We start from the raw sequence: 24,645 nt of genomic DNA on the forward strand, positions 1-24,645 counted from the left end.
ACCCCCTAGAATGGGATCTCCTCATCCGGAAACACATCTTTGCCGAACGAGTCAACAGTCAAGCCGCCATCACCAGCATTATTACTACCAGACTGCTTCCTATCCAAAAATTCAATACTCTGTGCCACTACCTCGGCAACTCTTCGCTTACTACCATCATTCGCCTCATAGCTCCGAATCTGCAGCCGACCATCAACAAGAACCTTACTGCCTTTGCCAATGTTGTTCCCGGCTGACTCCGCTAACTTCTCCCAGGCTACAACAGGGATAAAATCAGCATTGTTCTGACCACCGAATCGGTTGACTGCCAGATTAAACGAAGCTACCGCTTTGCCGCTTTGGGTATACCTCACTTCCGGATCAGCAGCCAGGCGTCCAACGAGAATTACTTTATTCACGTCATCACCCGACCCTCTCACAAAGGCATTTAATATCCTCAATGCCTTTGGCCAATATGTACCTGGCACCATGAGCTTCCACATCAGTCTGAAATTTCTTCTGTACACTGGATTGATAGCCCTTAGGCTTCTTGACCTCAATGTACACGGTAACCCCGTTACGAATGGCGGTCAGATCAGACAGGCCTTTGTGGCAGCCTAATCCTTGGTGATGTCGAATCACATACCAGCCATGTATCTGCAAGTATTGCCTGATACCGCGTAGAATTTCAGTCTCTGACGGTTCAGGCTGTTTTTGTATGCGTAAAAAGTTATCCATTGTGTTCTCCTCCCATCAACTGCAAGCAGACATTCTTTCGATTTCAATGATTGCGGCTAAAATAGGATATATCTGCTGTGGCACTACGGCGTTTCCGAGTGCTCTAAGTCTGTCCACCCTTCCGGGAACCCCATTAGCCACTCTACCCACACTGGGTTCAACTGACCAGTATTGTCCGTTAGCTGCCCCGTCCTGGCTAAAGCTTCTAGGCACTTCCCACTTTGTTGACCAGTGTTGTAACTCCAACTTCTTGCATCCGAGCTCGTTGGTGTTGGATAATACTTCACCGCTGCAGACAATCCATTTCGCGGATCGTTCGCTATATTCCCTCGCTTTATCGCGTCGTTTGCTCTTGGAGTAGGCCACATCTTTACTGCTGCCGCTAAATCTGGTGACCTCCGTGTCGTGGGAGTTCCAACCCACAGTGAACACTCTATCTCTTCTATGCGGCGCACCAACACTCGCAGCCGGTATAATAAACGGTTGCGCGGCGTAACCAATGTGCTCCAAGTCAGATAGCACATCGTCGAGCCCCAGTGTGATGTGCCCAGCAACATTCTCACCAACAACCCAAGCGGGCCGTAATTCGGATATAACGCGGAACATTTCCGGCCAGAGGTGACGGTCATCATCCTTGCCTTTTCGCTTCCCGGCTGTACTAAATGGCTGACAAGGATATCCGCCGGCCACAATGTCAATTCCGCTAATTCCTGCACGTTCTAACACCTCTTTCGTGAGTAGTCTTATATCCGGAAAAATTGGCACCCCCGGCCAATGCTTACGCAATACACGCTGACAGAACGGGTCTATCTCACAGAAAGCAACAGTCTCCATGCCTGCCCACTGAGCAGCCAGGTCAATGCCACCTATTCCGCTGAAAAGGGATAATAACCGTAATCGCCTCATGCTGTTTTACCCGTTTTCTTGCACTCGCACATCTCTACTTCGCCGTCCTTATTGCCAACAAAGCCACTGCCTCCACACTTCGGACATGGCGGCAGGTACTTGACAAAAATGTGCTCAGTCAGAAACGTATGCGGCATTTTTATATACTGCTCAGCAGTACCTTCGACCCGGACCTTAACAGAGTATTTACCAGCTGCAACTATCAGATCAATCGCCCTGTATCCTTCGGCCAACACGATTTTCCAAGCCTCCACTGCCCGGGGTTTACCGTTTTTACGCGGATAAGCCTGCCAAAACCGTTCAAACTCTGCGAATAATTCTAACGATTGACCACCACCGGCCAATGTCACTGCTGTTTCCTCGGCAGCATTCCCCTCGCAACCCGAAGGGTATAAGTTATCCACAGTTTGACCATCCAAACCGTCTGCCTCGCGCGCGCACGCGATTGGTTTATTATTATTTATTTTCTTTTCTTCTCTTTTCTTTTGTGGATTATCAGTAGTAGAAACCGGGGTTTTACCCGTAGAAACTACATCAGAATTATTATTAGTAGGAGTTTCTACGGGTTGAAATGGTTTTAACGGCACTGGTCGCTTCCTATTTTTATAGGCATCGGCAATGTTCTTGATAAAGTTATCTGACCAGATAACCTGCCGTTCATCCCATAATTTCTTATCTATAGCACCTAGTAGTGCAAGCTTATTTAATATCTCCCGGCATTTTACCTCTAGAAACCTGGTTGTTGCCTGTAGAAACTCCCATTCATCAACATTATTGCAGTTAATGTAATGGCCTTCTGATTTTCCTAATAATTCCAAGAGTTTAAACCAGAAAGCATATCCATCGTTGCCATAATGTTGTTCAATGATAAACATGGTTTTCCCATGATTACAAGAATGCGGGAAATAATCTACAGTATCTTTAGTTGGCCTAGCCACCTGGTATCACCCCTGGCACTCAGAGTGCTTTAAAGGAATAGGCGCTGTCATACGCCCACCCCCGGATACTGCTTCCACTCGCGACCATCAAGCAAGCGACCGACTTTCTTTTTGCCGGTTTTAATCATTAGCGCATCAGGCTTACAGCCCGATTCATAAAGCTCACCATTGTATGTGACCCATTTAAAGTTTGCTTGAGGCTCTTCTGTTTCATTTGCAAAAGATTGGCCCGTTCCGTGTATTGGCCACCACTCGCCCCACTGCTTAAAAAAGAATGGCACTCCTGCAAATTTACATTGATCTCTCAGACTTCTTGCCCAATCAGGATGTATTGGCCGCGCTCCCTGACCGCTCTCTCCACCGCAGATTACCCAGTCAATAGCTGGTTTTATTGTTTGCTCGACGCCCAGTCCGTATGGTCCCGGGTCAACTTTTATAGTAGCAAGGGCATTAATTCCATTACTAAGATCAGTTAAATCTACCGCCCCTATCATCGGCTCCACACTCACAAACCGCACCGCAGCCGGTATCTGTAACAATATCGGGATTCGCTTGTCTGCCTGCTCCTGGTTCTCGGCTGTTACGCCAATCCAGATATTATTCAAAGGAAAGGCAAAATGCAGTCTGCGTGTAGTTGTGCCGTTATCGTTACGAACCGGAATTGCTTGTTCTTCGATATCAGCTTTGATGATTTCAATAATTCTCCTCATCCGATCAGGTCGCTTAGTTAGCACCATAAACCTATGACCATAAAACCACTGAGCATGTGACATTGTGCTAAAGACCTGCATTATAAAATCATCCGGAACATCATCATGGAACAAATCGGACATAGAACAAACAAAAATCTTACATGCCTTTTTCCATTTTAGCGGCTGCTCCAACCGTTCCGGGTGTAACATCACTTTAAATGGATCATCCACTGGCAGGCCCCACTTCTCGCCGAATCGCTTGCTCATTCGCTCCGCATAGCAATTATCACACCCAGGGCTAATCTTGCTGCAGCCGGTGACCGGGTTCCACACCCGGTCTGTCCACTCAATCTTGCTTTTTCCCATCTCTATTTCACCCGCCTTATCGTGCTCTCCACCGGCTCAAACAATCGCGGCTGCCGCATATTCTCCCACTCGCCGCCAGCCTCGAGAATATTCGTAATAAGCCGGTTTTTCCCGTACCAGTCATAGCCAACAGAATAAAATATCTCCGGCCATTCCTCTATGGCATAAGCCCTAAACTCACCATCAGGGCCGATCTTCCTAAGCTCCCGGTACAGCACCATAAGCACCTGGCTCCAGGTCATATCCTCCATGTTCTTCTTGTAAAACTCAAGCATATAACAGAAGGTTCGACCGGTCATTTGCTTAATCAAATCCTGCCACTTCTCCGGTATCTTCCGGATCTCAGCAAACTTGACCTTATCCTTGTTCTTGCCATTGCCATCGATGTTATCGACAAACAGAATTGCTTCCACCGGCACATACTGCAGATCCTGAAACGATTTAACCAGCTTCTTAGCTGGGTCACGGTATACTTCGTTAATCATGTACTTGCCGGACCATTCGTCAATGACTACTAATCTGCTTTCTTCGGGCATTCTCCTCACCTCTTCAAAGCATTTTCTGCATCTTCCTTTGAAAAATAAAACTCCTTCTTGGGGAGATACTTCTGGTGCCGCTTGCCATGCCATCCGTTTCGCTCCACAAGGTAGGCATTGCCGTTTTTACTCTCGCGTAAAATTGTATATGGTACGACAATTTTTTCTGGCTCATCATTCCAATCATTACATCTGTGGTTATAGCATATCCTCCATGCCCGTATGCCCTTTCTATCCGTTCTATTCAAATTCTACTCACCCCATCACGCATAGTAGGTATAATTCCGGGCAGACTAGGCATTAAGACGAAGTCTGCCCAGCAGCTTATATTTCGTCGAGTATGTCGGTATCAAAAAAATGTTCTTCGCACCGTTTCTGGCAGTCTGCTTCGTAGGGTGCGCGATTTCCTCGGAATACTTTTCCGCTCAATGGGGACATATTGCCGCCGTTAATTATGCAATCCTCGCATCCAAATCCCCCTGAATTTTCATATCCGCAGTCAAACTCGGGGGGATTGATCGGGGTGCTCTTCGTCCAATACCCTTTACACTTGATACGCATTTTCTCCCTCCGTCTATTTACCCATCTCCCAAATCCCCAACTCATCCAAAAACTGACTCGGCGGCATCGGCCGCAAATCTCCCCGCCAATCAGGTGCCCGTTCCGGCCATGTCAGTATCAGCCGATTCTTCGCCCGGGTAACCGCTACATAGAACAGCCGCCGCTCCTCCTCGATGTCACCGCGCTTGGATGGAAATACACCATGATTCAACCCAGCCACAATCACCGTGTCAAACTCCAATCCTTTACTGGCGTGCACCGTCATAAGCTTTACGGCATCCTGCTCTTGTACCAATTTTTCCTGTATGTCACGGTACCGCAGAAATTTCAGGAAAGCCTGTATGGAAGAATCCTCACTCAGTTCCTGCTTGGATTCTTCCCACCGCGCAATGGAATATCTGGCAGCCTGTATAGTAGCTGAATTATAGTACTGATTTACGTTCAGCAGCTCAACCAGAATATCAAAACACTCCGTTGGTAGGTTTACCTCCGCCGCCTCTGTTTGCCGCTCTACGGCCTCCACTGCCGTAATAAATGGGAAAGCAGAATGCTCATGATCATCTTTCACGGTTTGCATTGCATCCCATAAGGGAATTTCCTCATACAATGCTTTAAACTCTAGTTCGCTAAACTGCAGCGGCTTAATATCAAACTGTTTAAGGCATTTCTTTAGAGCAGTGTTATCCCGTCTGTTATACAGGAAATACATCCATTGGAGCAGTGGCCGCACAGCCGGCGAGTTAAACGGATCTTCCCGACCGCCTACTCGTAAGCAAGGTATCTGCGCCTGCTCCAGGATTCGCTGGATATTATCAATCTGACTATTAGTCCGGGCCAGTATGGCAATACTCTTAAACGATATACTGTCTTCGTGATTAAGCTTGTCTACCACTCGGGATATAAACCTAGCTTCCTGGTTAGCATCACATAAACTGGATGATACATACACGTCGGGTCCTTTTTTATGGGCAATTAACTTCTTTTCAGTCTGGTGGACGTTGTTACGAATCAGGCTGTTGGCTGCAGTAATGATAGATTCTGTAGACCGGTAATTGTCCTCGAGCTTGACCACTTCGCACTGAGGATTATTGTCGGCAAACTCCAGGATGAATCGTACCTCCGCTCCCCGCCAACCGTATATGGCCTGAAAGTCGTCGCCTACGACAAAGAGGTTGGGCGCCTGCAGCATGTCAATCATTACGGCCTGCTCCTCGTTGGTATCCTGGTACTCATCAACAAATACATGGGTGTAGGTTTGCCGGTACTCGGCCAGTACTTCAGGATGCAGTTCCCACAGGCGAATGACTAGATCAATCAGCCGGTTAAGATCCACCGCATTGTTTTGTTTGCACCGGTACCCGTATTCTTTAAGCACCCGTGATTCTTCAGGATAATAAGCATCTTCCACACGATAATCTCCGCATTGCTCATGGCGGTCTAATACTTTCTTGATGGTTGTCCGATTACCAAGTTCCCGGATAATTTTCTCCATGATTTCCTGCCGGTCCTCATCCCCGTAGATGGTGAAATTTTCGTCAATCCCTAGTTTGTGGCCCCATTTTTTCAAGACACTTACAGCAAAGGCATGGAAGGTATTGCAAAATAGTTTTGCGCCCTCTTCCTCGCCGATCAGCTGCATGACCCGCTCTTTCATTTCTTTGCCAGCCAGGCGGGTGAATGTGAGGCACAGCATGTTATCAGCACTAATGCCATGATTAAGGTGAAGGTTGGCCACACGCCGGGTCAAGACGGTTGTTTTGCCACTACCTGCGCCAGCTAAACAGAGGATTACCGGGGCGGTTGATGTAACCGCCCTCAGTTGATTTTCATTAAGACCTTCCAAAAGGTTAGGCATTCTTCTTCACCTCCACCCATTTGACCAAAGTACCGCAAAAGCAGCCGCCCTTACCGATTCTTTTATGTCTCCAGCCAGCAGAACATTTATCCTCATCGGCCCCGTTGCCGCCGCGTTCGCACTCGGCGCAATCTACCCAAAGCGCATTTCTTGAATCATAAAAACTCCCAATCTTCTTAGGCACTTTGCTTCACCTCCAACACTTCCACTTGCTGACTCAGATTCCATACTCGCCAGCCATCGGCTGCAAAGTCAAACTCTATAGCGCCGGCCAGAATGATGTTATCCAGCTTGTCCTTAACCTTGGTCAACCCGTCAATGAGCAGTTGGAAATTGCGCCGATCCAGGTGGTTTAAATTATCCATGGCTAGCAGCCTGAGTTTCGGCTGCGCCCGGTCGATGATAGTCACCATCATGGCGGCCAGGAAGACGGTCTGTTGACCGGTGCTGAGGGCATCAAAATTGACATAGTGACCTTTCTCATTAATCCAGCCAAACTGGAAGATCTCCTTACCAGTATCGCTTTCCGTTTGGAAAAACGGTTCATGCGCAAAACCCATCAGCGCCAGGTTACTTTGGATATTTTTCCGGATAGGTTCCAAGCACTCTTTCACGATTTCACCCTGTACACCCTTAGGTCCCAGGGCTTCCGCAATTAACTTTAGGCAGCTGCTTTGGTATTCGGCCTTGCGGTTATCCATCATGGACTGCTGCATGAGCAGAATGGTCTGCTTGGCCTTCTCTTTTTCCTCAATAACCTTTTTGTTGACGCCGATTCGGTTGCGGATATCAATGGCCTGCGTATCCAACGAGACAACAAAGGTGATTGCCTCCACAGGCTCATTCAAAATACGGTCCAACTCTTCCCGGTACAACTTGATTTTATTTTCCCGGTCGGTGACTTCGGCCAGAAGATTATTTCGCTGTTCAGATAGGGTGTTAATCGTTTTATTGATACTGGTGTTTCGGGCGTTTACTTCTTGCACTTGCTTGAGAAGGCCGGACTGCTGGTTTGTAATATCCGTTTCCTCGGCATCCAGCTTGGCAATAGAGCGTTTCAGGGTTTCCTCTTGTTCCATAAGCTCAGCTACACTAGTAGCCGCCTCATTCTTTTTCCGGTCTACATATTCACCGAATCCGGAAAAATCCTTATCGCACTTGATAAGTTTAGGATTAATTACGCACCTACCGGAAATCTCACCGGTGATTTTAAGGGCTTCTTCCAACGCTGTCACGGTAGCCTGAACAGTAGCTATTTGATTGGCCACTTTCTGCTGCTCATCGGCCAGACCTTTGCGTTCCTTCCGGATATCAGTCTGGCGTGTTTTGAATTGCTGTAGTTCGGCATCGATGGCCGGCGGCTCTGCCAGCTGCAGCTGATGCTCACGGATTTGCCGATCGATAACTGAGGTATCGACCTTACCTGGCTTAGTCTCAAGTTCCAAAACGGCTTTCTGCAATTCAATCATACGGGCTGTCCGCTTTTCCGCTGCTTTTTTCTTTTCTTCGTCCGCACTTATGCTTTTTTCAACACCAATCAATCGATTCTGCAGCGTTTCCAGTTCCTGCTTCAGAGTGGCAATATTCCGGTCAGTTTCGGCCATGTCATTCTTCATGTCACTGATCTGCCGAACCGCTCCCTGAGCGTCTTTCTGCTTGCGATCCCACAGTTTCTTTTCGGTATCGATCCAGCTAAGCATAGCCTGCAGCCCTTCCTGAACGCCATAATCCGCAGGAAACTCGACAATAGCCTTATTGATAATATCCAGCATATAGTCATACTGCTCAGCATTGTTGGCCTGCAGCTCGGCTGTCAGTAATTTCTCAGCCAGATAGTCATATATCCGCTCCCGCGTCCAAGTCGAAGAATCAATGCCGCCCAGGCTGTATATGAAGTCCCGGCGCTTGGTATCCGACAAACTAAGGAATTCGCCAAAGTCCATCATTACCGGGAAGTGGCCGATTTCTGATTGAATCCGCAGATTCTTTTCGGTGTCCGTTCGTTCCGCAGCACCAGGCGACACCAGGATATTTTCTTTGATAGTTACCGACACTGATCCATCCCGGACATTGCGCTTTTCATTTTTATTGAATGCCCTGGTCAACTGAAACTGGTCTGTTTTAAGTCCTACGCTCATGGCATCACCGGTAGCCAGCTTGAAAGTATCTGTGCTGGTCCTTTTATTCCCCGGTACATAGCCCAGAATAGCAAGCCCTAAGGCTTGGAGCCGGGTTGTTTTCCCAGCTCCATTACGTCCTACAAAGATATCCATGCCAGTTAGATCCTGGACGGTAGTTTGTCCTTTGAAATTTTTCAGTTCAATAGCTGTCAGTGGCATTAGAACAAGTCCCCCCCCTCAGGTTCAGCAGGGGCTGCAGCCAGTTGCGCTGACTCTGGTTCTGGGTCTGGACTAACATCAACTGTCTTTTGCGCATTATAGGCCAGTTCATCCAGATAAGCCTGTGCCATAGCTTTCGCCGTTTCGTTTTGCGCCTTACTGGCCAACCAATTCAGCTGCTCAGTCGTCATTTCCGATAGTTTAGTTGGATGGCCTTTTATAGCGACAATGTAATCCCCCACTTGCTGGGGCAGTTCCTGCAATTTCGGCACTTCCTGGTGTTCTATAGCTGCCGTATTTTCTACACTAAAGGCAGAGTTCATTTCCTCTTGCGAAACTAGACCACTCACGGAGAACTGCCGTTTTAAGACAAAGGTCTCGGCTACCTTTTGAATCATGGCCGAAGGGTACTTTTTCCAGGTATTTGACTTTTCATCATAGTACTCTTCAAAATCAACAAAAGTGATTTGAGGCTTATACCCAGTCCGATCACATTTGGCCCACGCGCCAATAATCTTACCGCGTTTGGCTCCAAACTTATGTGATACCGCATAGTTAATGGCATCAATTTCGAAAGCATCACCCTCACGGACAGGGAAGCTAATCAGGCCTTCGTATTCAGCATTGCTTTGAGCTATCTTTAGGTACCCATCACGACTGGTCATCATAGTAGGTGCATCGGCATCGCTATAATCAATTTCGCCGTTGGCCAGCCGCGGATAGTCCCACTTGTCATTACCATGACTGTCTTTGCCAGTCTTAATCTTCTTAACCCGCTTGATAAACCAAATCTCCTTGGCAAAGGGGTCAAGATTATATTTATTGGCCAAATGCAAAAACATCTGCAATTCATCATCGGTAGCCCCTTTGGCTACCGTTCTTTTCACCAATTCGATTTGCGCCGGGGTTAACCCGGGCGCAGCTGTTACCTGCGCCCGTACCTCACTAAGCTGTCTTTCTGGCATTGCCATAATCATCATCCTCCTCATATTCTCTTATCCCGGCATCATACCGGCAGTCAAAATTATCATGAATCATGCGGCCATCCTTAAGGGTGATAAACTCATTACCTTCGTAAATCTCGCCACCACAAGCATCGCAACAGCCGATGATCATGGCGCGCTGCGGATCCGGCAAACCGTAAGCAAATCGATCAAGACTCATTACACACGCCTCTTCTCCTCAATTATTAGAGTGCTCCATTTATTACCACACTTAGGGCAATCATAAGTACGAATCCTCTTGCTATCGTGCACTGGTTTACCAGGTGTCTGACAGGAAGGGCAGTTGGTTACCATTTTGACGTTACTCATGCCACACTACCTCCGTCAAAATTGCCGCCACTTGGCATAGCATACATTCTCCTAGCAATTAGCTCGCGTAATATTACAAGTATCCATCCACGAGCTCGGTACCGATGCTGAGGCTGTTTCTCTAAGTCGAGATAATTCTTTAATGCTTCCTCGCAGGCTTCAATCGAAAACGTGTGCCACCTAAATCTCTGAGCTTCAACTTCACCGATGGTTACCTGCTGCAGCCGTTCTTTATACTTTGCAAATAGATTTGAGTTTGTGGTATAATCGAATTGAAAACATTTCTTATCCGTCTTCTCAATGGAGTCGGATTTTTTTATTTGTGTCGGCCAATCATTAGGCGTGTACTGTTCCATCACCAAACTCCTTTCAAAAATTCATAGATAAAATAGGAACCAAGAATTAAGTTAATTGGAAACCAAGGATTAAAGCACTTACCATTATTTGTTCCTGGCACTAAATTAAGTTTATGGTTTACGTCCGTAACCTTCCTTACATTAGCAGAGCTAAGTTTTAAGCGGCCTAACCAATAATCAACTAACTGACCACCACAGCCATAAGCCCGGTCCATCATAAGCACCTGGTCTTTTGTTGGGTCTTTGCCTTTTTCAATCCTCTCGATTGTCTTAGGACTCATAGCTGTGTGCATTGCTGCTATGTCTCTGCTCCAACCTTTAAAGATTCTCAATCCCTTATACACCCCTCTTTCGGACACCAATGGCTTAATTTCTGTCAAAGCTGGCATACTCTCTCACCCCCTTTCAAGGTACAATGACATTGAAATCGGGAATCTCCTTGTATCTGTTACCCCACCCCGCGCCCTGCCGTTACTCCCGGTAGGGCAACTTTTTTTATATAGCCAGTGCAATGATAAATAGGATAATCAAAATCCATTGTTGCTTTGGGCTCCACTCTTGCTGCTTGGTATCTAACTCCCCGCGCCAACGAAGGTTATGAACCTGCTGGCGGCGTTCTATCGTTGCTTTCACTACCCGCTCCTTTCTCTAGCTCAGTAATAACATCAGCTAAATTAGTCTGTAGCCATAACATGGCGTACAACAGTTATTTTGCGGATTTAGCTAATCTCACTGAATCAGGTGGACGGCCTCGGTATTTCCGTTCAGGAGTTACCGATTTTGTTGGTGGTTTTATAATTCGTATCGGCACCGGTAATGTGGCCGCAATTTCTTCAGCAGTTTGCTGAGAATATTGCCTAAGTGCTTCCAGGGCAGCTTCCACATGAATTCTTACATGGCTATTGCCAGCAGTTTTGATAAAAGGTATTTGACCTTGTTTTATCATCGTGCGCACAAGTCGCTCTGGTAGGTTAGTACGAATTGCAAATTCCGATACAGTTTCCATGACTGTATACATAGCTACACTCCTTTCTATGTTCTTTGATAATTTAATATCCCGCCCGCTCCAGCGTAGCGGCTTGCTGATTACTAATAGTTTCATTCTCGTGAACCAAATGGGCGAGAGATACTTCTAATGGCACTTTGAATTCGTCTTTAAGTTTTATTGCAATTGGAGTTGAAATTGGCCTATCACCCGAGAGGAGCATGCTGCAATACCCCTTTGAAATACCAATTTTCTTTGCCAACTGTACGGGTTTGAGCTTATACTCCTTTAAAATTACATTTAAAATATTCAAGTCTAACACCTCCTCATTAAGTTCACGCACCGTTAACCAAAGTATAGTTCACAATCCATGAACCGTCAACTATATAATTCAAAAATGTTTCTATTTTGTGAACAAATATTGAATAGTTCACAAATTGTGATACCATTAGTACAATGGGGGTTGAGGTATGACTGACAGTATAAATGAGCAATTTGGTAGTCGACTGAAAGCTTTGAGAGAATCCAAACCCCTTCGGCAAGAAGACGTAGGGGCACTATTTAAAATGAAAAAGTCCACCGTTTCCCAATGGGAAAGTGGTAGATTGCCGCATGCTACAATAATTAGTGAACTAGCAAATTACTTTGATGTTTCCGTAGACTACCTTCTTGGACGCACCAATGAGCGCAAACCTGGCGTCGGCATCAAAGCCATAGACGACCCCGAAGTAACAGATTTTATGAAGACTGTAGTCGGTGAATTTCGGTTAGACCCTCACCTTACACCTAAAGACCGACAAGAAATTATGGAAGACTTGTCAGAGTATTTTCGTTTTAAACTACAACAAAAGAAAAACCAGCGATAGAACTATTAACGGAGTAATGACCCGTTAATAATTTTTACCTTTTCATTAGAACGTATGTTTGTAAGGGGGTTGTAAGTATGCTAGATATAGCAATTCAACTTGCACAAACGCATTATGAACGTTATAAGGCCGCTTGCCCATGGGCGGCAGATATGATTACTATGATTTGCGAGGATTATGGTGTGCAAATAGATGAATATCCGATGGGGAATAATCGCTTCACAGGTATGCTCTGGAATGATAATGGTAAGTACATAATCGTTATTAACCCATTACTCCCTAAAACTAGGCGTCTATTTACCCTGGCACATGAGTTAGGACATTACTTAATGCACCGCTGGTACCAGCCATCATTCTTCTGCACTCGTATTTATGGACAGGCTACTGATCCTAAAGAACGCCAGGCGAATGTGTTTGCTGCTGAACTGCTGATGCCATTAGATAAAATAAAATACTTTGCAAAATTAGGTTTAGACATAAAAAAAGCCGCCCGGTGCATGGGCGTGTCTGAGGAGGCATTAAAATATAGAATTAAGGATCTACGACGGCGAAGTAGGAAACCACCAAATAGCTAAATACCCCGATTATCTCGCTATCCCCACCTGGGGTAAATTTTTGGCCTTGCCATCCGAACATACGTACTAAAGAAAGGATTGATTATCTTGGAACACTCTTATCTTCATCCAAAAGCAACTACTCCACTAAGTCAACAAATTGAGCAAGCGCTCCCTAATGATCCAGAACTAAAGCAACTATGGGGAAATTTTAGAGGTGACCCATCCGGCTTTTTGTCTATTTCCCATACCGGAGAATTAGATGTTGACTCAATAAAGTCTGTACTACGGATTTGTAAAAGCCTTTATGCCGAGGCGCTTGCTGATCACAAATTACACCCACATGGGTTGAGGCAAAAAAACCTGGATAAAGCCAAAATGATGAAAAGGCAACAACAAAGGAGGAATTCCCGATGATTGCTCGCGACCAACTACATGCCCTAATTGATCTGCTCCCAGAAACAAAGTTCGAGGAAACTCACCAGGCGCTTAATGACTTACTGACTGGGTATTCACTTAGTGCTTCAAAGAAAATCCCCCTATTTAACTTCAGCAAGCGAGAAGACGTACAACGTTTCAACCGAGAATTCCCTATCTCTGGTGATTCTAATGGCAAATAAGCGCCCAAATGGAGAAGGATCTTTCTATTTTGATGAAGTGAAACAGCTCTATCGAGCTATGCTTCTAACTCCGGCCGGCAAACGACTTACTAAGGCTAGTAAAGACGAAGAAGTTGTTAAAGACTGGCTCAATGAGCAGCGTTTATTGGTTGGTCGCGGCCAACATATTGAACCGTCATCTTTGACCCTACAAGACTGGCTTATTACCTGGGTGGAGACCTACTCCCGCCCCAACGTCCGCCAACGTACCTACGAACGAAATAAGTCCTTAATTAACCACATTGAGGATATTGGCTATATACCTATTCAAAAGGTAACACCTGTTCATTTGCAAACCCTTTACAACAACATGGAAGAAGAAGGTTTTGCCAGTGAGACCAGAAAAAAGGTACACAATCTTATTCATGGCGCATTAAAGCAAGCTGTTTTAAATAAATTTCTGCAAATCAACCCAACTGATCTTGTTACGCCTCCCAGGGTTACCCGTGATGAAATACAGATTTTTACCTCATCAGAGATTGATCTTATTCTTAATACCGCAAAAAGCTTTCGACTGTACCCCACCATCCTGCTGGCGATTACAACCGGCATGCGCCTAGGCGAAGTACTAGGCGTCCGTTGGCGGGATATTGACTTGCAAAATGGCGTTCTTCGCGTCTGCCAAAATCTCCAAATGTCAGACGAAAAAGGCATCATTTTTGAGCCTCCGAAAACAGAAAAAGGAAAACGCAAGATACCTCTCCCGCCTCAAACAATCGCAGCTTTAAAAGAATATCGCAAAACTTGGAATGAAAGTCGCCTAAAGCACCCTGGCAATGACGATCTTGTTTTTGTTTCAATTACTCACACGCCTCTGCACCCCAAAAACTTTACTACTCGCACATGGAACCGTATCCAGATAGATGCTGAGTTTGCTCAAAATAAATTTGATGGCAATCCGCAAAAAACCAAAAAGAAACTAGAAGTTATGCTTGAAGAGTGTCGGCAAAAGAAGGACTGGCAACCTTTCTTGTCCCGAAATTTCCATGCTATAAGGCACACCTACGCAACCACCCTGCTAGCATCTGGTGTACCCATTGTTGATGTATCCCGTGTTTTAGGGCATGCTAAAGTATCTACTACTCTTGATATTTACGGTCATGCCATACCGGAAAACTCTAAAGTGATTGCTGATAAAATTGCAAGTGCTTTTTTGAAATAGTGCTTTTTTGAAATAGTAAGGACCGCCAATGTGGCGGTCTCTTCAGTATTCGCATAAGAGCAGTCTTACTCTCGCAAAACAAAGCAACTTTTAGTAGGAATGATAGGCGGTCAGAATTATATATATATCACACTCTTCTAGATTTAATGTTAATCAATCTCTTTTTTTACTATCTCTCGTAGCTGATCCAAATCAAAATATAGGCCTCTAGATACATGACATGGAGTTCGAAAAATAGCCTTCGAAATGCACGTGTCATTAATCTCTTGTACGGTTATAGTATTAAAATAGATAATTAATCCTTTTTTACGATTTCCCATGTAAATTCGAAGAGAAAAACTACCTTGCTCTTCAGGCATTGGAATAGAACCTAACTTATATGTAACACTTCGAACATATGTATTTTCAACATTTGCCTTAAAGGAAGAGAACCAATCCCATATTACAAGTTTTCTGTGATTCTCTTCCTCTGCATCTTTTTCCATAGTAACCTCAGGACTGTGCCACATATATACTTTTTCTTTCTCATCTACCGCTGTAGCACGCATCTTAAAGTTAAAAAAGGGAACCGGAAGGGTAACAGCTAAATCCAGTAATCTTTGATCATATTTTTCGTCATATAGAGGAGAATTGGGGCCAACTACCCTTGTTGAACTAAGCAATAATTGCATTGACATTCCAGCAAGAACAAGAGAAGGTATATCTTCTCTATCTGACATTGTATTAAGAAGTTCTTGAACCTCAGGGAGTGATCCTATTTCTGTTACTTTACGTAATTTTTTTAATACCCGCAAAAACATAAATAACAAAATAATTACAATTAAAGTCACTAAAAAAACTAAAATAAAATCGGGCTTATTCCACGTATAAAATAGCGGCAGTAAACAACCAATCCATATAATCCCAACTGAGATTAATGATACACATGCAATATCTATAATACTTTGTGTTATATCGCTGGTTGGAGTTGTTAATTTTTCGTATAGTCTGAAGTTTTTTATAATCGCATTTTCAGTTTTTTGATTCTCCTCATCAGCATTGATTCGCAAATCTTTCTCAAAGTTTCCATCTAAATTCATTAAAGTCCAGATTATTTCCCTACTCTTGTGTACAGCATGCTGACTATTTATCGATACAAAAATAGCAATTAGCCCAACAAGCGTTAAGATTCCTGATGTTAATCCAAAAACTACCGTTAGAACTTCACTCGTATTTGTAATGGCCACCACACCAAGTCCATCAACTAATTGCAAAACAACCAAGCCAACAAGGATACTACTCAGAAAAATATAAAAATATTTCTTATTCAAGTGAATTTCTCCGCTCTATATTATGATTGACAATTATAGTTATTCAAATTAGTATAACTTGATTTTAAAGCTATTGTAATTCTTTCTTGTTGATCATATTCTTGTAAGTATGCCTAATTCCTGCATAATCATAATTGTGCCTTCACAGTATTTAAAGACATTTATTAACTTTTGATTATATGGATATGACATCTCTGAAAATCCAATTGCATAGCTGATAAAATTGTAAATGCGTTTTTGAAAATAGCAAAAAACCACCATGACTACTGGCGGTCTTACTATTCACGTATTTTTCAACAATCATAGCTTGAATCATTAGTGATTCACCAGGAGGAATACAAATTTCTAAATAAGATTATGAAGCTCGCTTCTCTGCCGAAGCCTGTTCTAATTTATCTTTCAACTCATCCGGTAGTGTAGATATAAAGTTCTTAATTTGTTCCAAAGAATACTGCTCGTGCATCATATTTATTATCTCGTTAATCATTTCAGTTTCGTGATGATTTCTATCCCAAATAACTCTTTTAACATTAAAGACTTCTTCTTCAATTAGTACTATTTTTCTCTGGTTATCATAATAATACCTCAGTGTAGTTCTATTATTAACCTCTTCTTCAAACACTAGCTCGCCTACAACATTACCGTTCACTTTTGTATAGCTAACTTTTATGTATGAATCAACAAAAATATTATCAGCCAACTCGCTCGGCTGTACTCCACCCGTCAACATAATAGAAATTAAATCATTGATCTTCTTTATAACCTTATCACTCATTTATATCATCCTCCTCAACTCTTCTAGTATACTATACATATACTTCTGAGACTCTAGTAGCATCTCCGGTTCTCTTTTTTGAACTGGACCGTATTTTTTTGATACTCTTGTGTTAATATATCGAACTAAAATCGCGTCATTGTTTTGGTCTGAAGATAAATTATAGATTGTATTTTTAAATTTAGAGTATAATGTGCTCGCTTTAGGATCAATCCCTTTTTCCTCTAACAGTGCTTGTGCCGCCTCATTTGCGCTCTTATACAAATACTCTCGGGTCTTTTTTCGTAATTCCTCCGGCCTTTTGGATAGTAAGAGTTGCTCTATTTCATTTCTTTTGGTTACTGCCGTCCTTCTTCTTAATGCATCCCTAGCTATCTCAATCTCTTCTTCTGTTAATCCAGCATCTCTAAACTTTTTAACCCTTTCATCAACCTCTTTATTTATTGCCTCGCGTGCATCCTCAAACATTTTATTAAAGTCAATGTCAGGTAAAAACGAATCTTGACCACTCACAAAGTAATCATCTTTCTCCACTGATGCATATACAATTGCCCTTTTTTTGTATTCACGATCTGAAATTGAATACTCTTTTACAGGGATCTTTTTACTCTTATCAACTTCTTTTGCGAAAACAGCCCACATGAGATCTAGCCCAATTTCTTCATGATAAATAACTACCGCGTTGTTGTCAATCGCAAAGTCAGTAATCTCACCGTCAGGAATAGCCCTTAAAACTCTACCCACAACCTGAGCAAATGCATTTAAACTTCTATATGGTCGAAATAAGGCAAGAATACTTAAATACTTATGATCATAACCTTCCATAAGCATATTAACTGAAACTACAACTTCACATTGGTGGTCTTCTATCTTTAAGAATGCTTGCTCCAATATATCGGAGGACATATGACTATGAATAATAGTTACACGTTTCCCCTGTTTCGTGTACCATTCCGCAAGATCTTCCGCATGAGCAATACTACATGCAACTGCCAATACCTTATGTGGCACTTGAGGAGATGCTTTCTTTAACAAATCTAATTGTTTAATGCTTTCGATAATTACATCTTCAGAACACTCTTTTGAGAGAGCAACCGATCTTTCAAGCCATTCTTTGTCTTTAATACCTAAAACTTCATCTTTGGTATACTTCTTATCGTCTCCGGGTATTGAAAAATACAAGTTATTATTATTTAGGGTTGATTTTCTTAACCACTTTACATATCTTAAAGCCATTACTTCGGACAGAGGAGTATTATGTATTAACTCACCAGGTAACTCTTCCTTGTCACCCCTATATGGAGTACCTGTAACGTGTAGCTTCTTTGCGCATGAGAAGTACTCTAAAGCGCACTTCCATGATCTTGCTGGAGCATGGTGTGCCTCGTCAATAATGACCATGTCAAAAAAATCGTTCGGTACCCGATTTAATAATGAACTTTGATTGTTTTCATATAGTTTTTGTACATTTGCAATCACGAAGTGGCACTTTTCCAAACTTGAATATAACATACCTGGCTCGTATTCTTCAACGACTGGCACATCAGATGGATCAAAGAGTACATCATAGTTTGTCCAAAAATTATCTTCAAGTGGATGCAATGTTTTAATAACGCTTTTTTTAGTAACTAAACCAGGAGTTATAACTAAAACCCTTTTCATAGCAACACCGAACGGTGCTATAGAGATCAATCCACTTTTACCCGTACCCGTGGGCAAAACTACTAAAGCTTCTCCGACCGGATTATTGTCAAAATATTCTTTAATCTTAATGTAAGCTTCGATCTGAGGATCTCTTAATTTATTGTTATTAATAATATTAACTACCGTATCATTAAAATATGCCAAACAGATCAACTCCCACCATATCGTTTTACTATGAGAAAACTTCTACAATCTGCTCTAAAACCCTTCCTAGACTTGAACAAAATCTTATTATATATGAATCAAACTCTTTTTATTGCACACCAATTGCACACCAAGAATGATAAAAGCCTTCTCAGAATGTCTGAGAAGGCTTGATTTAACTGGAGCGGGCAACGAGATTCGAACTCGCGACCCACGGCTTGGGAATTGGGTAAAACGTATGTTTGCTTATCTACTCAGTTACAACCAGTCAATAAAATCAAGGATTATCTGGTTTTGCCCTTTTACTAAGTCTACCGTTTTCAGATAGTTTTTTTGCGTTTTACTACCCAGATTACTACCCAAACTTACTACCGCTAACCATTGATTTTCCTAATAAACATCCCGTCCAACACCTTCACGACTTCAGCCTGCATCTCCGGCAGTACATGTGCATATGTATCTTGAGTCATACTTACAGTGCTATGACCTAACCGCTCTGAGACCACTTTAACAGGTATTCCCTTCAACAGTAACAATGTTGCATGAGTGTGCCTCAGATCATGGAATTTGAAGCTATCAACAGCACCTATCTGCTTTATTAGCGGCTTAAAATAGCGTGAAGTAAAATTACTATTATTAAACACCTGGCCCCATTCACCGGTTATCACAAGATTAAGAGGCCCCCATTGATCGCCTAGAAGGTTCTTGTGCCAGTCCTGCCGCGTCTTATATTTCCTTAATTCTGCTGCTACATCGGCGGATAAGGGAATCTGCCGCTTTGAGCTTTTGGTTTTCGGCTCCTCAAATTTAACACCCGCCATGCTTGTGACTAAAGCCCTTTTGACGTAAATAATGCCTTTCTTCACGTCAACAGCATCCCAGGATAAACCAAAGATCTCACCCAACCGCATACCAGTATTTAGCGCCAATAGAATAGCCATGTATGTACTGTGATAAACGATATTCGTCATAGGTACTTGAGCATATTTACCGGTTTTAGCTGCTTTTTCCGCTGCCTTTGCAGCCCGTATGGCATACGCCTGGTCTGCCTCCTGTACTTTCGCCTGAGCCGCTGCTATCAGATCCGCAGCCTGGCTTTCATTCAATGTTTGAATTTCCGCCTTAACGAGCTTAATAGGCTTGGTTTGTTTAACGGGATTCTTTAGTAGCATATCTGATTTAATCGCTTGCTCTAAGCACATGCTCAGATAACGCCTAGTGGCCTTTACCGTGCTAGAGGATAGGCCCTTCTCTTTCTTTCCCCCACTGGCCAGCAATTCATTAAACAAAGTTGTAAGCTGTGTTTCCCTTACCTGCTGCATAAGCATCTTACCTAGTTTGGGTTTGACATACTGCAGCAAGCACCCTTCATATTTGTCATAGCTCTTTATTCTCACATTAGGCTTTATGTACTGTTTCAGCCAAGTATCAATCCATTCACCTAATGTAATTTTATCAGCTTCTGGGAGCAAGCCTTTCTCTCTTTGCTCTCTCCATTTACGCCCCGCAGATAGTGCCTCCCTCCGATTCCCTCGGTCAAAGGTTTTAATTTCAGTTTCACCAGTTGCTTGATTAGTAAATGTGAACGATGCCCTCCATGTACCCGGCCTATCCTTTCTTTCAAATACCGATCCTTCTCCATGACCTCGCTTCTTTGCCATTAAAATCACTCCTTTAAAAAATTATATATAGGACAAATTGGACAATTTGCCAAAAATACGATGAAGCCAGTAATGACGTGACTTCTGGGGTTTGGACAAAATTTGACAAATTAAATTCCAGCTTGGACAAAATAAAAATTTATTAAAATAACCATTAAAATCACTGGACAAATTGGACAAATTGCCAATAAATGAGTAAAACGACGGGAGAAATACTCCTGTCGTTTTTTCGAATTATTTTTATTAATATTTGTGTTTTCCTATATTATCTACTTGTAATTATACATCCCAGGCGATCTAGCACAAGACCTTTGAGTTTATTGTACCATCTATTTTTTACGTCCGATAACAATTATGTCTAAAAGGCGATCCTTTAAATTATGTCTGCTAGCGTTAGCGTTTAGACATATGGTGACACATGCTTTTCTACAAAGAGTCCTTTCTTAACAGTGTTCACGATAGCATCTTCGCAAGGTTGCGAGCTCCCAATATACATATAATAATCATAACCAAAATGCACGAACATAGCGCCACTCTTCTCAAGCTTGCACCATAGAACTTCACGCAAAATCATTCTGGCTAACAACTTTATTTCTCTCACAGTTAGAACATCGCCTTCTTTTAAAGCTTGATATAAGTTAATGGTCTCATCTGAATAGATAAAATGTTCTCCATCTAGGCTATTTCGCTTTTCGAGACATTTTACTGACAGGGCTGTTATTTGGGTGCTATTAATAAACGCTACAATTGCATCAATATATGCGTCTTCAACCTTAATATAATTATTCTTAGTAAATCTACGCCCCTCAAAAATAGCCCCAATTTCGGAAACTGATGTCCATTCAAGTTTTTCATATCTACCCAATTCGTCACGATATATTGGATTATACTTTGAAACACGCCAACTAAACATCTCCATCTTCTACCCAACTTGCTTCATTTAATACTCCCGTCAGTTGCCTTTTATTTATCGCAGAAAGATTGTTGTGATTATCACGAAGAGGCTTTCTGCCAACCAATTTTGATTTCACTTTCATGATAAAACTCGATCACAAATTTAGCTGAAGAACAAAAGATCCATGTATCAAAGCTAACTGCTATTACATCATCAAGAACATCAAGAACCGTCTTTAGATTAGTACTTACCGCAGGCAAAGATACTTCATCCCACAATATGAACACTTTCATATCTAGATTCTTAAACATACTAATTAACCACTTTTTTAAGTCTTTTTTCTCAACTATCTCACATTGAAGGCCTGTATAGTCCCAATCTATTCTACCCCATGTAGTCATAGGGAATTGGTTAATCATAGAAGTAAAAATTTGATTTGTTTCATTAGCATTATATGTTTTACAATCAGTTCTCAGAGAGATAATGCATTCTTCAAATAGAGTTAAATTCATTAAAATCCCGCCCTATATTTAGATAAATTAGCCGAATTTCATACCCTATCCACTTACTTGGCTTCAAGTATAGTATTAAATATCTTTGTCACTTTGGCATATCCGACAATATGGGCACCTTCCTGTATTTTTATCACTTTGCCAACCCATAAGCAATTAGGATATACCTCAGGAGAAATGAACGTTATTGTACCAAGTACGTCTTCTCCTAATTTAACTTTTTTCCTATCATAATAGTGATGAACTCCTGTTGTAAGATAATCTTCTTTAACTAAATGTGCTGGTCTATAGCCACTAAAAACTGGACTCTTCCTGCACCGTCTTCAGATTTGATAAAATTCATAATAGCTTCTATATCAGGCATATCCACTTTCCTCCTATAGTAAGCTTCTTGGCTGGATTTCAGAGAATATCGCAAATGAATTACCTAAATTTCTTTTAGCATTACCCCGTTTTCTATATAACTATTTATGTTATCAATATTTAGCCATGTCCCTTCTTCAGGCCTATATTGGTGAAAACGGAGAACACTTCCAAACTCATCATGACTTAATATAAAATGAAAACTCATACATTGAAACTGCTTTTTAATATTAGATTCCCAAGCTTCTAATATTCTTAGAGCTAATATTAGTGATTGAGGTGGACATTCTTCAGCTTCTGGAAAATAATCATTTACATGGATGTGATTGCAAAAAGCTTCATACCCCGTTCTATCTTGGAAATATTTATTAGGCTTAAAGTGGGTACCAAGATCATTTATATCATTAAGAACTTCCAGCAAAATGCACCCATCCCATTCGACAAATTTTGATGAAAGTAATTTCTGTACTTTTTCGTTAGAAACTTCTATGTGTGGTATGTTTTCTATCTCCCTCAATTGCTCCCTCATAATATAGTTGTTGAATATCTTACTCAATTATTTCATCCCCGTATTTGTATTTTCGTTTCAGCACGGCAATTAGTTTTCATACCTATTCCGGAGTTCTTGCAACAAAATTTTATACTCGTCTATTTTATTTTAGAATTCCTTCTCGAAACGAACCGCAACATATTTCGCAACCTGAAAAATCATTTTTTATCTCTATGAGTTTATTATAAATTTCGCTTGCGATTATATAGAGATCTTCCCACGATAATTCATATTCGAAATGATCAAGTATATCCATAACAGGCGGGTTCTCTACTGGTTTAAAGAATACAAGGGGACGGCAACATCTTCACATTTGTTATACGCCTTCTTGCTCCCACTTAACATCACAATTATTTTGCTCTATAATGACATAAAAACATTGAACAAAAGGACTAAGCCCGCTTTACCTAAAGCTGGTTGTCCTATCTCCCTCATCCTTTTAAGTATTCCTTTCGAACCCAGTATTGTCATGACTCGCCTGAGATTATATCTCTTCAAATACAGTAATAAATAACTCCCCGTCCTCTTCCTCAAACACTTTTACATTAATTAACCTATCAGGAAACCTATTCTGGAAGCTCATGGACCAAAATGAAGTTAGAACATCTCCAAGAGCTTTGATTTGGGCATCTAGATTCCCATCATCTTGAGTATTGAGATGAAAGAAATCTCGCAATTGATATAGATTCATCATTTTTTCTATACAGGTTTTCTCACCATTACATTCACTTCGCCATAACTCATAAAGTTCTTTCGAAAATTTATCCTTTAATAAAATACAACCATCTATTTCCAAGACCTCAGGATAAAAGAATTTGGCAAAACCCAAGGCGGTCTGTAAGTCCGACTTTAGATTTATATAATTCCACCAGCTGAAATTCTGCGGATTAGCATTTTTCCACATAATATACTCACTAATCAATTCATCTTTGAACATATCTATTACTTTATTTCACGCCTAAAAAGATTTAATCAAACTTCAAATTTCCCTTATCCCATTCTGACAAAGTCATTTCCGCATTAAATGCAACAAGTCCCCTGCCAGCCGCCAGCTCTACCAGGACATTTCTTGCTTGTTCCGGCAATATCGGAATTAAGCAAAAAGCTGTACTTAGTCTGACATTTGCATTTGGATGCTCTAAAAAAGGAATTAGTTTTTCAATTCCATACTGAGAATTTGCTTTCAAATCACGCCAAATATCTCTAACTACTCGATACTGTTTATTAGCCGTTTTAGAGTCGCCTCTCTTTAGGGAATCTTCCTGTTTTATACAAGCTTCAATATATTCTTTCAAAATTTGTTCTAACGACCTCATAGCTGGCCCCCATTCAAAAAGTATTTCTTTATATGTGTTAACCCTTAGCCCCTTTGATATACCCAGAATTCTTCAAGTGAACTATCTAGTATTTGTACTCCTAATCTAAGTACTTGCTCTTGATTTAACTTGTCAAATAGTCGTTCTTTCTCTAGTTCTTTTAAAATTCCAATGTAGTAGTCACAAAATACTTTATTGAGTTCCTCATCGCCATCAATTGATGGGTTAACCTCAACGATTTGGTCCAAGCAATTTTTAACGGTAATTATTTCTTCTGCCTCATACTGCTGTTGCCAAACTGAAAAGTTAATATGAGCATAATCAACATAATCAAAATCAGGACAATTGTTGCAAAAAACTCCGAAACGATCTTGGCCAAACCAGGGAACATTCTTTTCTTTTAAGTTATCTACATAGTTATTAGAGTGATTTTGCGTATCAAAATTTATTGTTAGCCATCCGGCCCAAGGGCATGAATATAAACCTAGTGTAGCGATTTGTATATTAGGATTGTCACGAGTAAAGCTATCAATTGAATTACTTATCAATGCGCAAATTTCTATTTTGCTTTCTGCTAAAACAATAATATTATCAACTCCCATCTAACATA

31 protein-coding genes are annotated in these 24,645 nt (G+C 41.8%); 4 read left to right on the forward strand and 27 right to left on the reverse strand.

The window, feature by feature from the left end; genetic code table 11:
* Positions 1 to 5: 5 nt before the first annotated feature.
* The 17 genes from AC1ECB_RS23205 to AC1ECB_RS23285 all read right to left on the reverse strand — a co-directional run bounded on the left by AC1ECB_RS23205 (position 6) and on the right by AC1ECB_RS23285 (position 11,877).
* Positions 6 to 398: a single-stranded DNA-binding protein gene (locus tag AC1ECB_RS23205; protein WP_485666010.1), complete on the reverse strand. Its 393-nt coding sequence runs from the start codon at positions 396 to 398 to the stop codon at positions 6 to 8.
* Positions 399 to 402: 4 nt separating this feature from the next.
* Complete coding sequence (locus AC1ECB_RS23210) at positions 403 to 717, reverse strand: PDDEXK family nuclease (protein ID WP_485666011.1); 315 nt, start codon at positions 715 to 717, stop codon at positions 403 to 405.
* A gap of 15 nt (positions 718 to 732) precedes the next feature.
* Positions 733 to 1,623: a DNA cytosine methyltransferase gene (locus tag AC1ECB_RS23215; protein ID WP_485666012.1), complete on the reverse strand. Its 891-nt coding sequence runs from the start codon at positions 1,621 to 1,623 to the stop codon at positions 733 to 735.
* A complete protein-coding gene (locus AC1ECB_RS23220) occupies positions 1,620 to 2,561 on the reverse strand; it encodes a Lin1244/Lin1753 domain-containing protein (protein ID WP_485666013.1) in 942 nt (313 codons plus the stop codon). Before AC1ECB_RS23220 ends, AC1ECB_RS23215 begins: the two co-directional genes overlap by 4 nt.
* Positions 2,562 to 2,608: 47 nt before the next feature.
* Positions 2,609 to 3,619, reverse strand: a complete 1,011-nt coding sequence (locus AC1ECB_RS23225; protein WP_485666014.1) for a DUF5131 family protein — start codon at positions 3,617 to 3,619, stop codon at positions 2,609 to 2,611.
* Between the two features lie 2 nt (positions 3,620 to 3,621).
* Positions 3,622 to 4,155, reverse strand: coding sequence for a putative metallopeptidase (locus tag AC1ECB_RS23230; protein WP_485666015.1), 534 nt, complete (start codon positions 4,153 to 4,155; stop codon positions 3,622 to 3,624).
* Positions 4,156 to 4,160: 5 nt separating this feature from the next.
* Positions 4,161 to 4,403 (reverse strand): hypothetical protein, encoded by a 243-nt coding sequence (locus tag AC1ECB_RS23235; protein ID WP_485666016.1) that lies wholly within the window; start codon positions 4,401 to 4,403, stop codon positions 4,161 to 4,163.
* 326 nt (positions 4,404 to 4,729) lie between these two features.
* Entirely contained in the window at positions 4,730 to 6,571 is a 1,842-nt protein-coding gene (locus AC1ECB_RS23240; RefSeq protein ID WP_485666017.1) for an ATP-dependent helicase, read from the reverse strand.
* Entirely contained in the window at positions 6,564 to 6,755 is a 192-nt protein-coding gene (locus tag AC1ECB_RS23245) for a hypothetical protein (RefSeq protein ID WP_485666018.1), read from the reverse strand. The genes AC1ECB_RS23240 and AC1ECB_RS23245 overlap by 8 nt, the downstream gene beginning before the upstream one ends.
* Complete coding sequence (locus tag AC1ECB_RS23250; protein ID WP_485666019.1) at positions 6,748 to 8,910, reverse strand: ATP-binding protein; 2,163 nt, start codon at positions 8,908 to 8,910, stop codon at positions 6,748 to 6,750. The genes AC1ECB_RS23245 and AC1ECB_RS23250 overlap by 8 nt, the downstream gene beginning before the upstream one ends.
* Positions 8,910 to 9,881: a RecT family recombinase gene (locus AC1ECB_RS23255; RefSeq protein WP_485666020.1), complete on the reverse strand. Its 972-nt coding sequence runs from the start codon at positions 9,879 to 9,881 to the stop codon at positions 8,910 to 8,912. The genes AC1ECB_RS23250 and AC1ECB_RS23255 overlap by 1 nt, the downstream gene beginning before the upstream one ends.
* Positions 9,856 to 10,074, reverse strand: a complete 219-nt coding sequence (locus AC1ECB_RS23260; protein WP_485666021.1) for a hypothetical protein — start codon at positions 10,072 to 10,074, stop codon at positions 9,856 to 9,858. Before AC1ECB_RS23260 ends, AC1ECB_RS23255 begins: the two co-directional genes overlap by 26 nt.
* Before the next feature lie 145 nt (positions 10,075 to 10,219).
* The gene (locus tag AC1ECB_RS23265; RefSeq protein ID WP_485666022.1) at positions 10,220 to 10,579 is read right to left on the reverse strand and encodes a hypothetical protein; all 360 of its coding nucleotides are present in this window, start codon (positions 10,577 to 10,579) and stop codon (positions 10,220 to 10,222) included.
* Positions 10,579 to 10,968, reverse strand: a complete 390-nt coding sequence (locus AC1ECB_RS23270; protein WP_485666023.1) for a helix-turn-helix domain-containing protein — start codon at positions 10,966 to 10,968, stop codon at positions 10,579 to 10,581. The genes AC1ECB_RS23265 and AC1ECB_RS23270 overlap by 1 nt, the downstream gene beginning before the upstream one ends.
* Before the next feature lie 106 nt (positions 10,969 to 11,074).
* Entirely contained in the window at positions 11,075 to 11,212 is a 138-nt protein-coding gene (locus tag AC1ECB_RS23275) for a hypothetical protein (protein ID WP_485666024.1), read from the reverse strand.
* Positions 11,213 to 11,285: 73 nt separating this feature from the next.
* Complete coding sequence (locus tag AC1ECB_RS23280; RefSeq protein ID WP_485666025.1) at positions 11,286 to 11,597, reverse strand: excisionase family DNA-binding protein; 312 nt, start codon at positions 11,595 to 11,597, stop codon at positions 11,286 to 11,288.
* Between the two features lie 31 nt (positions 11,598 to 11,628).
* Complete coding sequence (locus tag AC1ECB_RS23285; protein ID WP_485666026.1) at positions 11,629 to 11,877, reverse strand: helix-turn-helix transcriptional regulator; 249 nt, start codon at positions 11,875 to 11,877, stop codon at positions 11,629 to 11,631.
* A gap of 157 nt (positions 11,878 to 12,034) precedes the next feature.
* Here AC1ECB_RS23285 and AC1ECB_RS23290 point away from each other — a divergent pair, with 157 nt between their 5' ends.
* The 4 genes from AC1ECB_RS23290 to AC1ECB_RS23305 all read left to right on the forward strand — a co-directional run bounded on the left by AC1ECB_RS23290 (position 12,035) and on the right by AC1ECB_RS23305 (position 14,805).
* Complete coding sequence (locus AC1ECB_RS23290) at positions 12,035 to 12,430, forward strand: helix-turn-helix domain-containing protein (protein WP_485666027.1); 396 nt, start codon at positions 12,035 to 12,037, stop codon at positions 12,428 to 12,430.
* A gap of 77 nt (positions 12,431 to 12,507) precedes the next feature.
* A complete protein-coding gene (locus AC1ECB_RS23295) occupies positions 12,508 to 13,005 on the forward strand; it encodes an ImmA/IrrE family metallo-endopeptidase (protein ID WP_485666028.1) in 498 nt (165 codons plus the stop codon).
* Between the two features lie 392 nt (positions 13,006 to 13,397).
* Positions 13,398 to 13,604, forward strand: a complete 207-nt coding sequence (locus AC1ECB_RS23300; protein WP_485666029.1) for a hypothetical protein — start codon at positions 13,398 to 13,400, stop codon at positions 13,602 to 13,604.
* Entirely contained in the window at positions 13,594 to 14,805 is a 1,212-nt protein-coding gene (locus AC1ECB_RS23305) for a tyrosine-type recombinase/integrase (protein WP_485666030.1), read from the forward strand. The genes AC1ECB_RS23300 and AC1ECB_RS23305 overlap by 11 nt, the downstream gene beginning before the upstream one ends.
* 149 nt (positions 14,806 to 14,954) lie before the next feature.
* Here the strand turns inward: AC1ECB_RS23305 and AC1ECB_RS23310 are convergent, their stop codons facing one another.
* The 10 genes from AC1ECB_RS23310 to AC1ECB_RS23355 form a co-directional block, all read right to left on the reverse strand.
* Positions 14,955 to 16,115 carry a hypothetical protein gene (locus AC1ECB_RS23310; protein WP_485666031.1) on the reverse strand — a complete coding sequence of 387 codons (1,161 nt, stop codon included), beginning with the start codon at positions 16,113 to 16,115 and terminating at the stop codon, positions 14,955 to 14,957.
* A 355-nt stretch (positions 16,116 to 16,470) separates the two neighbouring features.
* Positions 16,471 to 16,890 carry a hypothetical protein gene (locus AC1ECB_RS23315; RefSeq protein ID WP_485666032.1) on the reverse strand — a complete coding sequence of 140 codons (420 nt, stop codon included), beginning with the start codon at positions 16,888 to 16,890 and terminating at the stop codon, positions 16,471 to 16,473.
* On the reverse strand, positions 16,891 to 18,738 hold the full coding sequence (locus tag AC1ECB_RS23320) for a DEAD/DEAH box helicase (protein WP_485666033.1): 1,848 nt from the start codon (positions 18,736 to 18,738) through the stop codon (positions 16,891 to 16,893).
* A gap of 374 nt (positions 18,739 to 19,112) precedes the next feature.
* Complete coding sequence (locus AC1ECB_RS23325) at positions 19,113 to 20,399, reverse strand: tyrosine-type recombinase/integrase (protein ID WP_485666034.1); 1,287 nt, start codon at positions 20,397 to 20,399, stop codon at positions 19,113 to 19,115.
* A gap of 400 nt (positions 20,400 to 20,799) precedes the next feature.
* Positions 20,800 to 21,318, reverse strand: a complete 519-nt coding sequence (locus AC1ECB_RS23330) for a hypothetical protein (RefSeq protein WP_485666035.1) — start codon at positions 21,316 to 21,318, stop codon at positions 20,800 to 20,802.
* Positions 21,319 to 21,392: 74 nt separating this feature from the next.
* Positions 21,393 to 21,806 (reverse strand): CDI toxin immunity protein, encoded by a 414-nt coding sequence (locus tag AC1ECB_RS23335; RefSeq protein WP_485666036.1) that lies wholly within the window; start codon positions 21,804 to 21,806, stop codon positions 21,393 to 21,395.
* Positions 21,807 to 22,233: 427 nt separating this feature from the next.
* A complete protein-coding gene (locus AC1ECB_RS23340; RefSeq protein ID WP_485666037.1) occupies positions 22,234 to 22,686 on the reverse strand; it encodes a hypothetical protein in 453 nt (150 codons plus the stop codon).
* Between the two features lie 517 nt (positions 22,687 to 23,203).
* Positions 23,204 to 23,656 (reverse strand): hypothetical protein, encoded by a 453-nt coding sequence (locus AC1ECB_RS23345; protein ID WP_485666038.1) that lies wholly within the window; start codon positions 23,654 to 23,656, stop codon positions 23,204 to 23,206.
* A gap of 31 nt (positions 23,657 to 23,687) precedes the next feature.
* Complete coding sequence (locus AC1ECB_RS23350) at positions 23,688 to 24,035, reverse strand: DUF2019 domain-containing protein (RefSeq protein ID WP_485666039.1); 348 nt, start codon at positions 24,033 to 24,035, stop codon at positions 23,688 to 23,690.
* A 44-nt stretch (positions 24,036 to 24,079) separates the two neighbouring features.
* Positions 24,080 to 24,637: a hypothetical protein gene (locus AC1ECB_RS23355; RefSeq protein WP_485666040.1), complete on the reverse strand. Its 558-nt coding sequence runs from the start codon at positions 24,635 to 24,637 to the stop codon at positions 24,080 to 24,082.
* Positions 24,638 to 24,645 lie beyond the last annotated feature (8 nt).

It is taken from the genome of Sporomusa sp. 246TCP1 (genome assembly GCF_057319775.1).

What these genes read in the sequence shown, in the direction of transcription:
- AC1ECB_RS23210 (WP_485666011.1), bottom strand. Translation starts at nt 717, where the DNA reads ATGGATAACTTTTTACGCATACAAAAACAGCCTGAACCGTCAGAGACT.
- AC1ECB_RS23215 (WP_485666012.1), bottom strand. Translation starts at nt 1,623, where the DNA reads ATGAGGCGATTACGGTTATTATCCCTTTTCAGCGGAATAGGTGGCATT.
- AC1ECB_RS23225 (WP_485666014.1), bottom strand. Translation starts at nt 3,619, where the DNA reads ATGGGAAAAAGCAAGATTGAGTGGACAGACCGGGTGTGGAACCCGGTC.
- AC1ECB_RS23230 (WP_485666015.1), bottom strand. Translation starts at nt 4,155, where the DNA reads ATGCCCGAAGAAAGCAGATTAGTAGTCATTGACGAATGGTCCGGCAAG.
- AC1ECB_RS23240 (WP_485666017.1), bottom strand. Translation starts at nt 6,571, where the DNA reads ATGCCTAACCTTTTGGAAGGTCTTAATGAAAATCAACTGAGGGCGGTT.
- AC1ECB_RS23250 (WP_485666019.1), bottom strand. Translation starts at nt 8,910, where the DNA reads ATGCCACTGACAGCTATTGAACTGAAAAATTTCAAAGGACAAACTACC.
- AC1ECB_RS23255 (WP_485666020.1), bottom strand. Translation starts at nt 9,881, where the DNA reads ATGGCAATGCCAGAAAGACAGCTTAGTGAGGTACGGGCGCAGGTAACA.
- AC1ECB_RS23260 (WP_485666021.1), bottom strand. Translation starts at nt 10,074, where the DNA reads ATGAGTCTTGATCGATTTGCTTACGGTTTGCCGGATCCGCAGCGCGCC.
- AC1ECB_RS23265 (WP_485666022.1), bottom strand. Translation starts at nt 10,579, where the DNA reads ATGGAACAGTACACGCCTAATGATTGGCCGACACAAATAAAAAAATCC.
- AC1ECB_RS23270 (WP_485666023.1), bottom strand. Translation starts at nt 10,968, where the DNA reads ATGCCAGCTTTGACAGAAATTAAGCCATTGGTGTCCGAAAGAGGGGTG.
- AC1ECB_RS23280 (WP_485666025.1), bottom strand. Translation starts at nt 11,597, where the DNA reads ATGTATACAGTCATGGAAACTGTATCGGAATTTGCAATTCGTACTAAC.
- AC1ECB_RS23290 (WP_485666027.1), top strand. Translation starts at nt 12,035, where the DNA reads ATGACTGACAGTATAAATGAGCAATTTGGTAGTCGACTGAAAGCTTTG.
- AC1ECB_RS23295 (WP_485666028.1), top strand. Translation starts at nt 12,508, where the DNA reads ATGCTAGATATAGCAATTCAACTTGCACAAACGCATTATGAACGTTAT.
- AC1ECB_RS23300 (WP_485666029.1), top strand. Translation starts at nt 13,398, where the DNA reads ATGATTGCTCGCGACCAACTACATGCCCTAATTGATCTGCTCCCAGAA.
- AC1ECB_RS23305 (WP_485666030.1), top strand. Translation starts at nt 13,594, where the DNA reads ATGGCAAATAAGCGCCCAAATGGAGAAGGATCTTTCTATTTTGATGAA.
- AC1ECB_RS23315 (WP_485666032.1), bottom strand. Translation starts at nt 16,890, where the DNA reads ATGAGTGATAAGGTTATAAAGAAGATCAATGATTTAATTTCTATTATG.
- AC1ECB_RS23325 (WP_485666034.1), bottom strand. Translation starts at nt 20,399, where the DNA reads ATGGCAAAGAAGCGAGGTCATGGAGAAGGATCGGTATTTGAAAGAAAG.
- AC1ECB_RS23330 (WP_485666035.1), bottom strand. Translation starts at nt 21,318, where the DNA reads ATGGAGATGTTTAGTTGGCGTGTTTCAAAGTATAATCCAATATATCGT.
- AC1ECB_RS23335 (WP_485666036.1), bottom strand. Translation starts at nt 21,806, where the DNA reads ATGAATTTAACTCTATTTGAAGAATGCATTATCTCTCTGAGAACTGAT.
- AC1ECB_RS23345 (WP_485666038.1), bottom strand. Translation starts at nt 23,656, where the DNA reads ATGTTCAAAGATGAATTGATTAGTGAGTATATTATGTGGAAAAATGCT.
- AC1ECB_RS23350 (WP_485666039.1), bottom strand. Translation starts at nt 24,035, where the DNA reads ATGAGGTCGTTAGAACAAATTTTGAAAGAATATATTGAAGCTTGTATA.
- AC1ECB_RS23355 (WP_485666040.1), bottom strand. Translation starts at nt 24,637, where the DNA reads ATGGGAGTTGATAATATTATTGTTTTAGCAGAAAGCAAAATAGAAATT.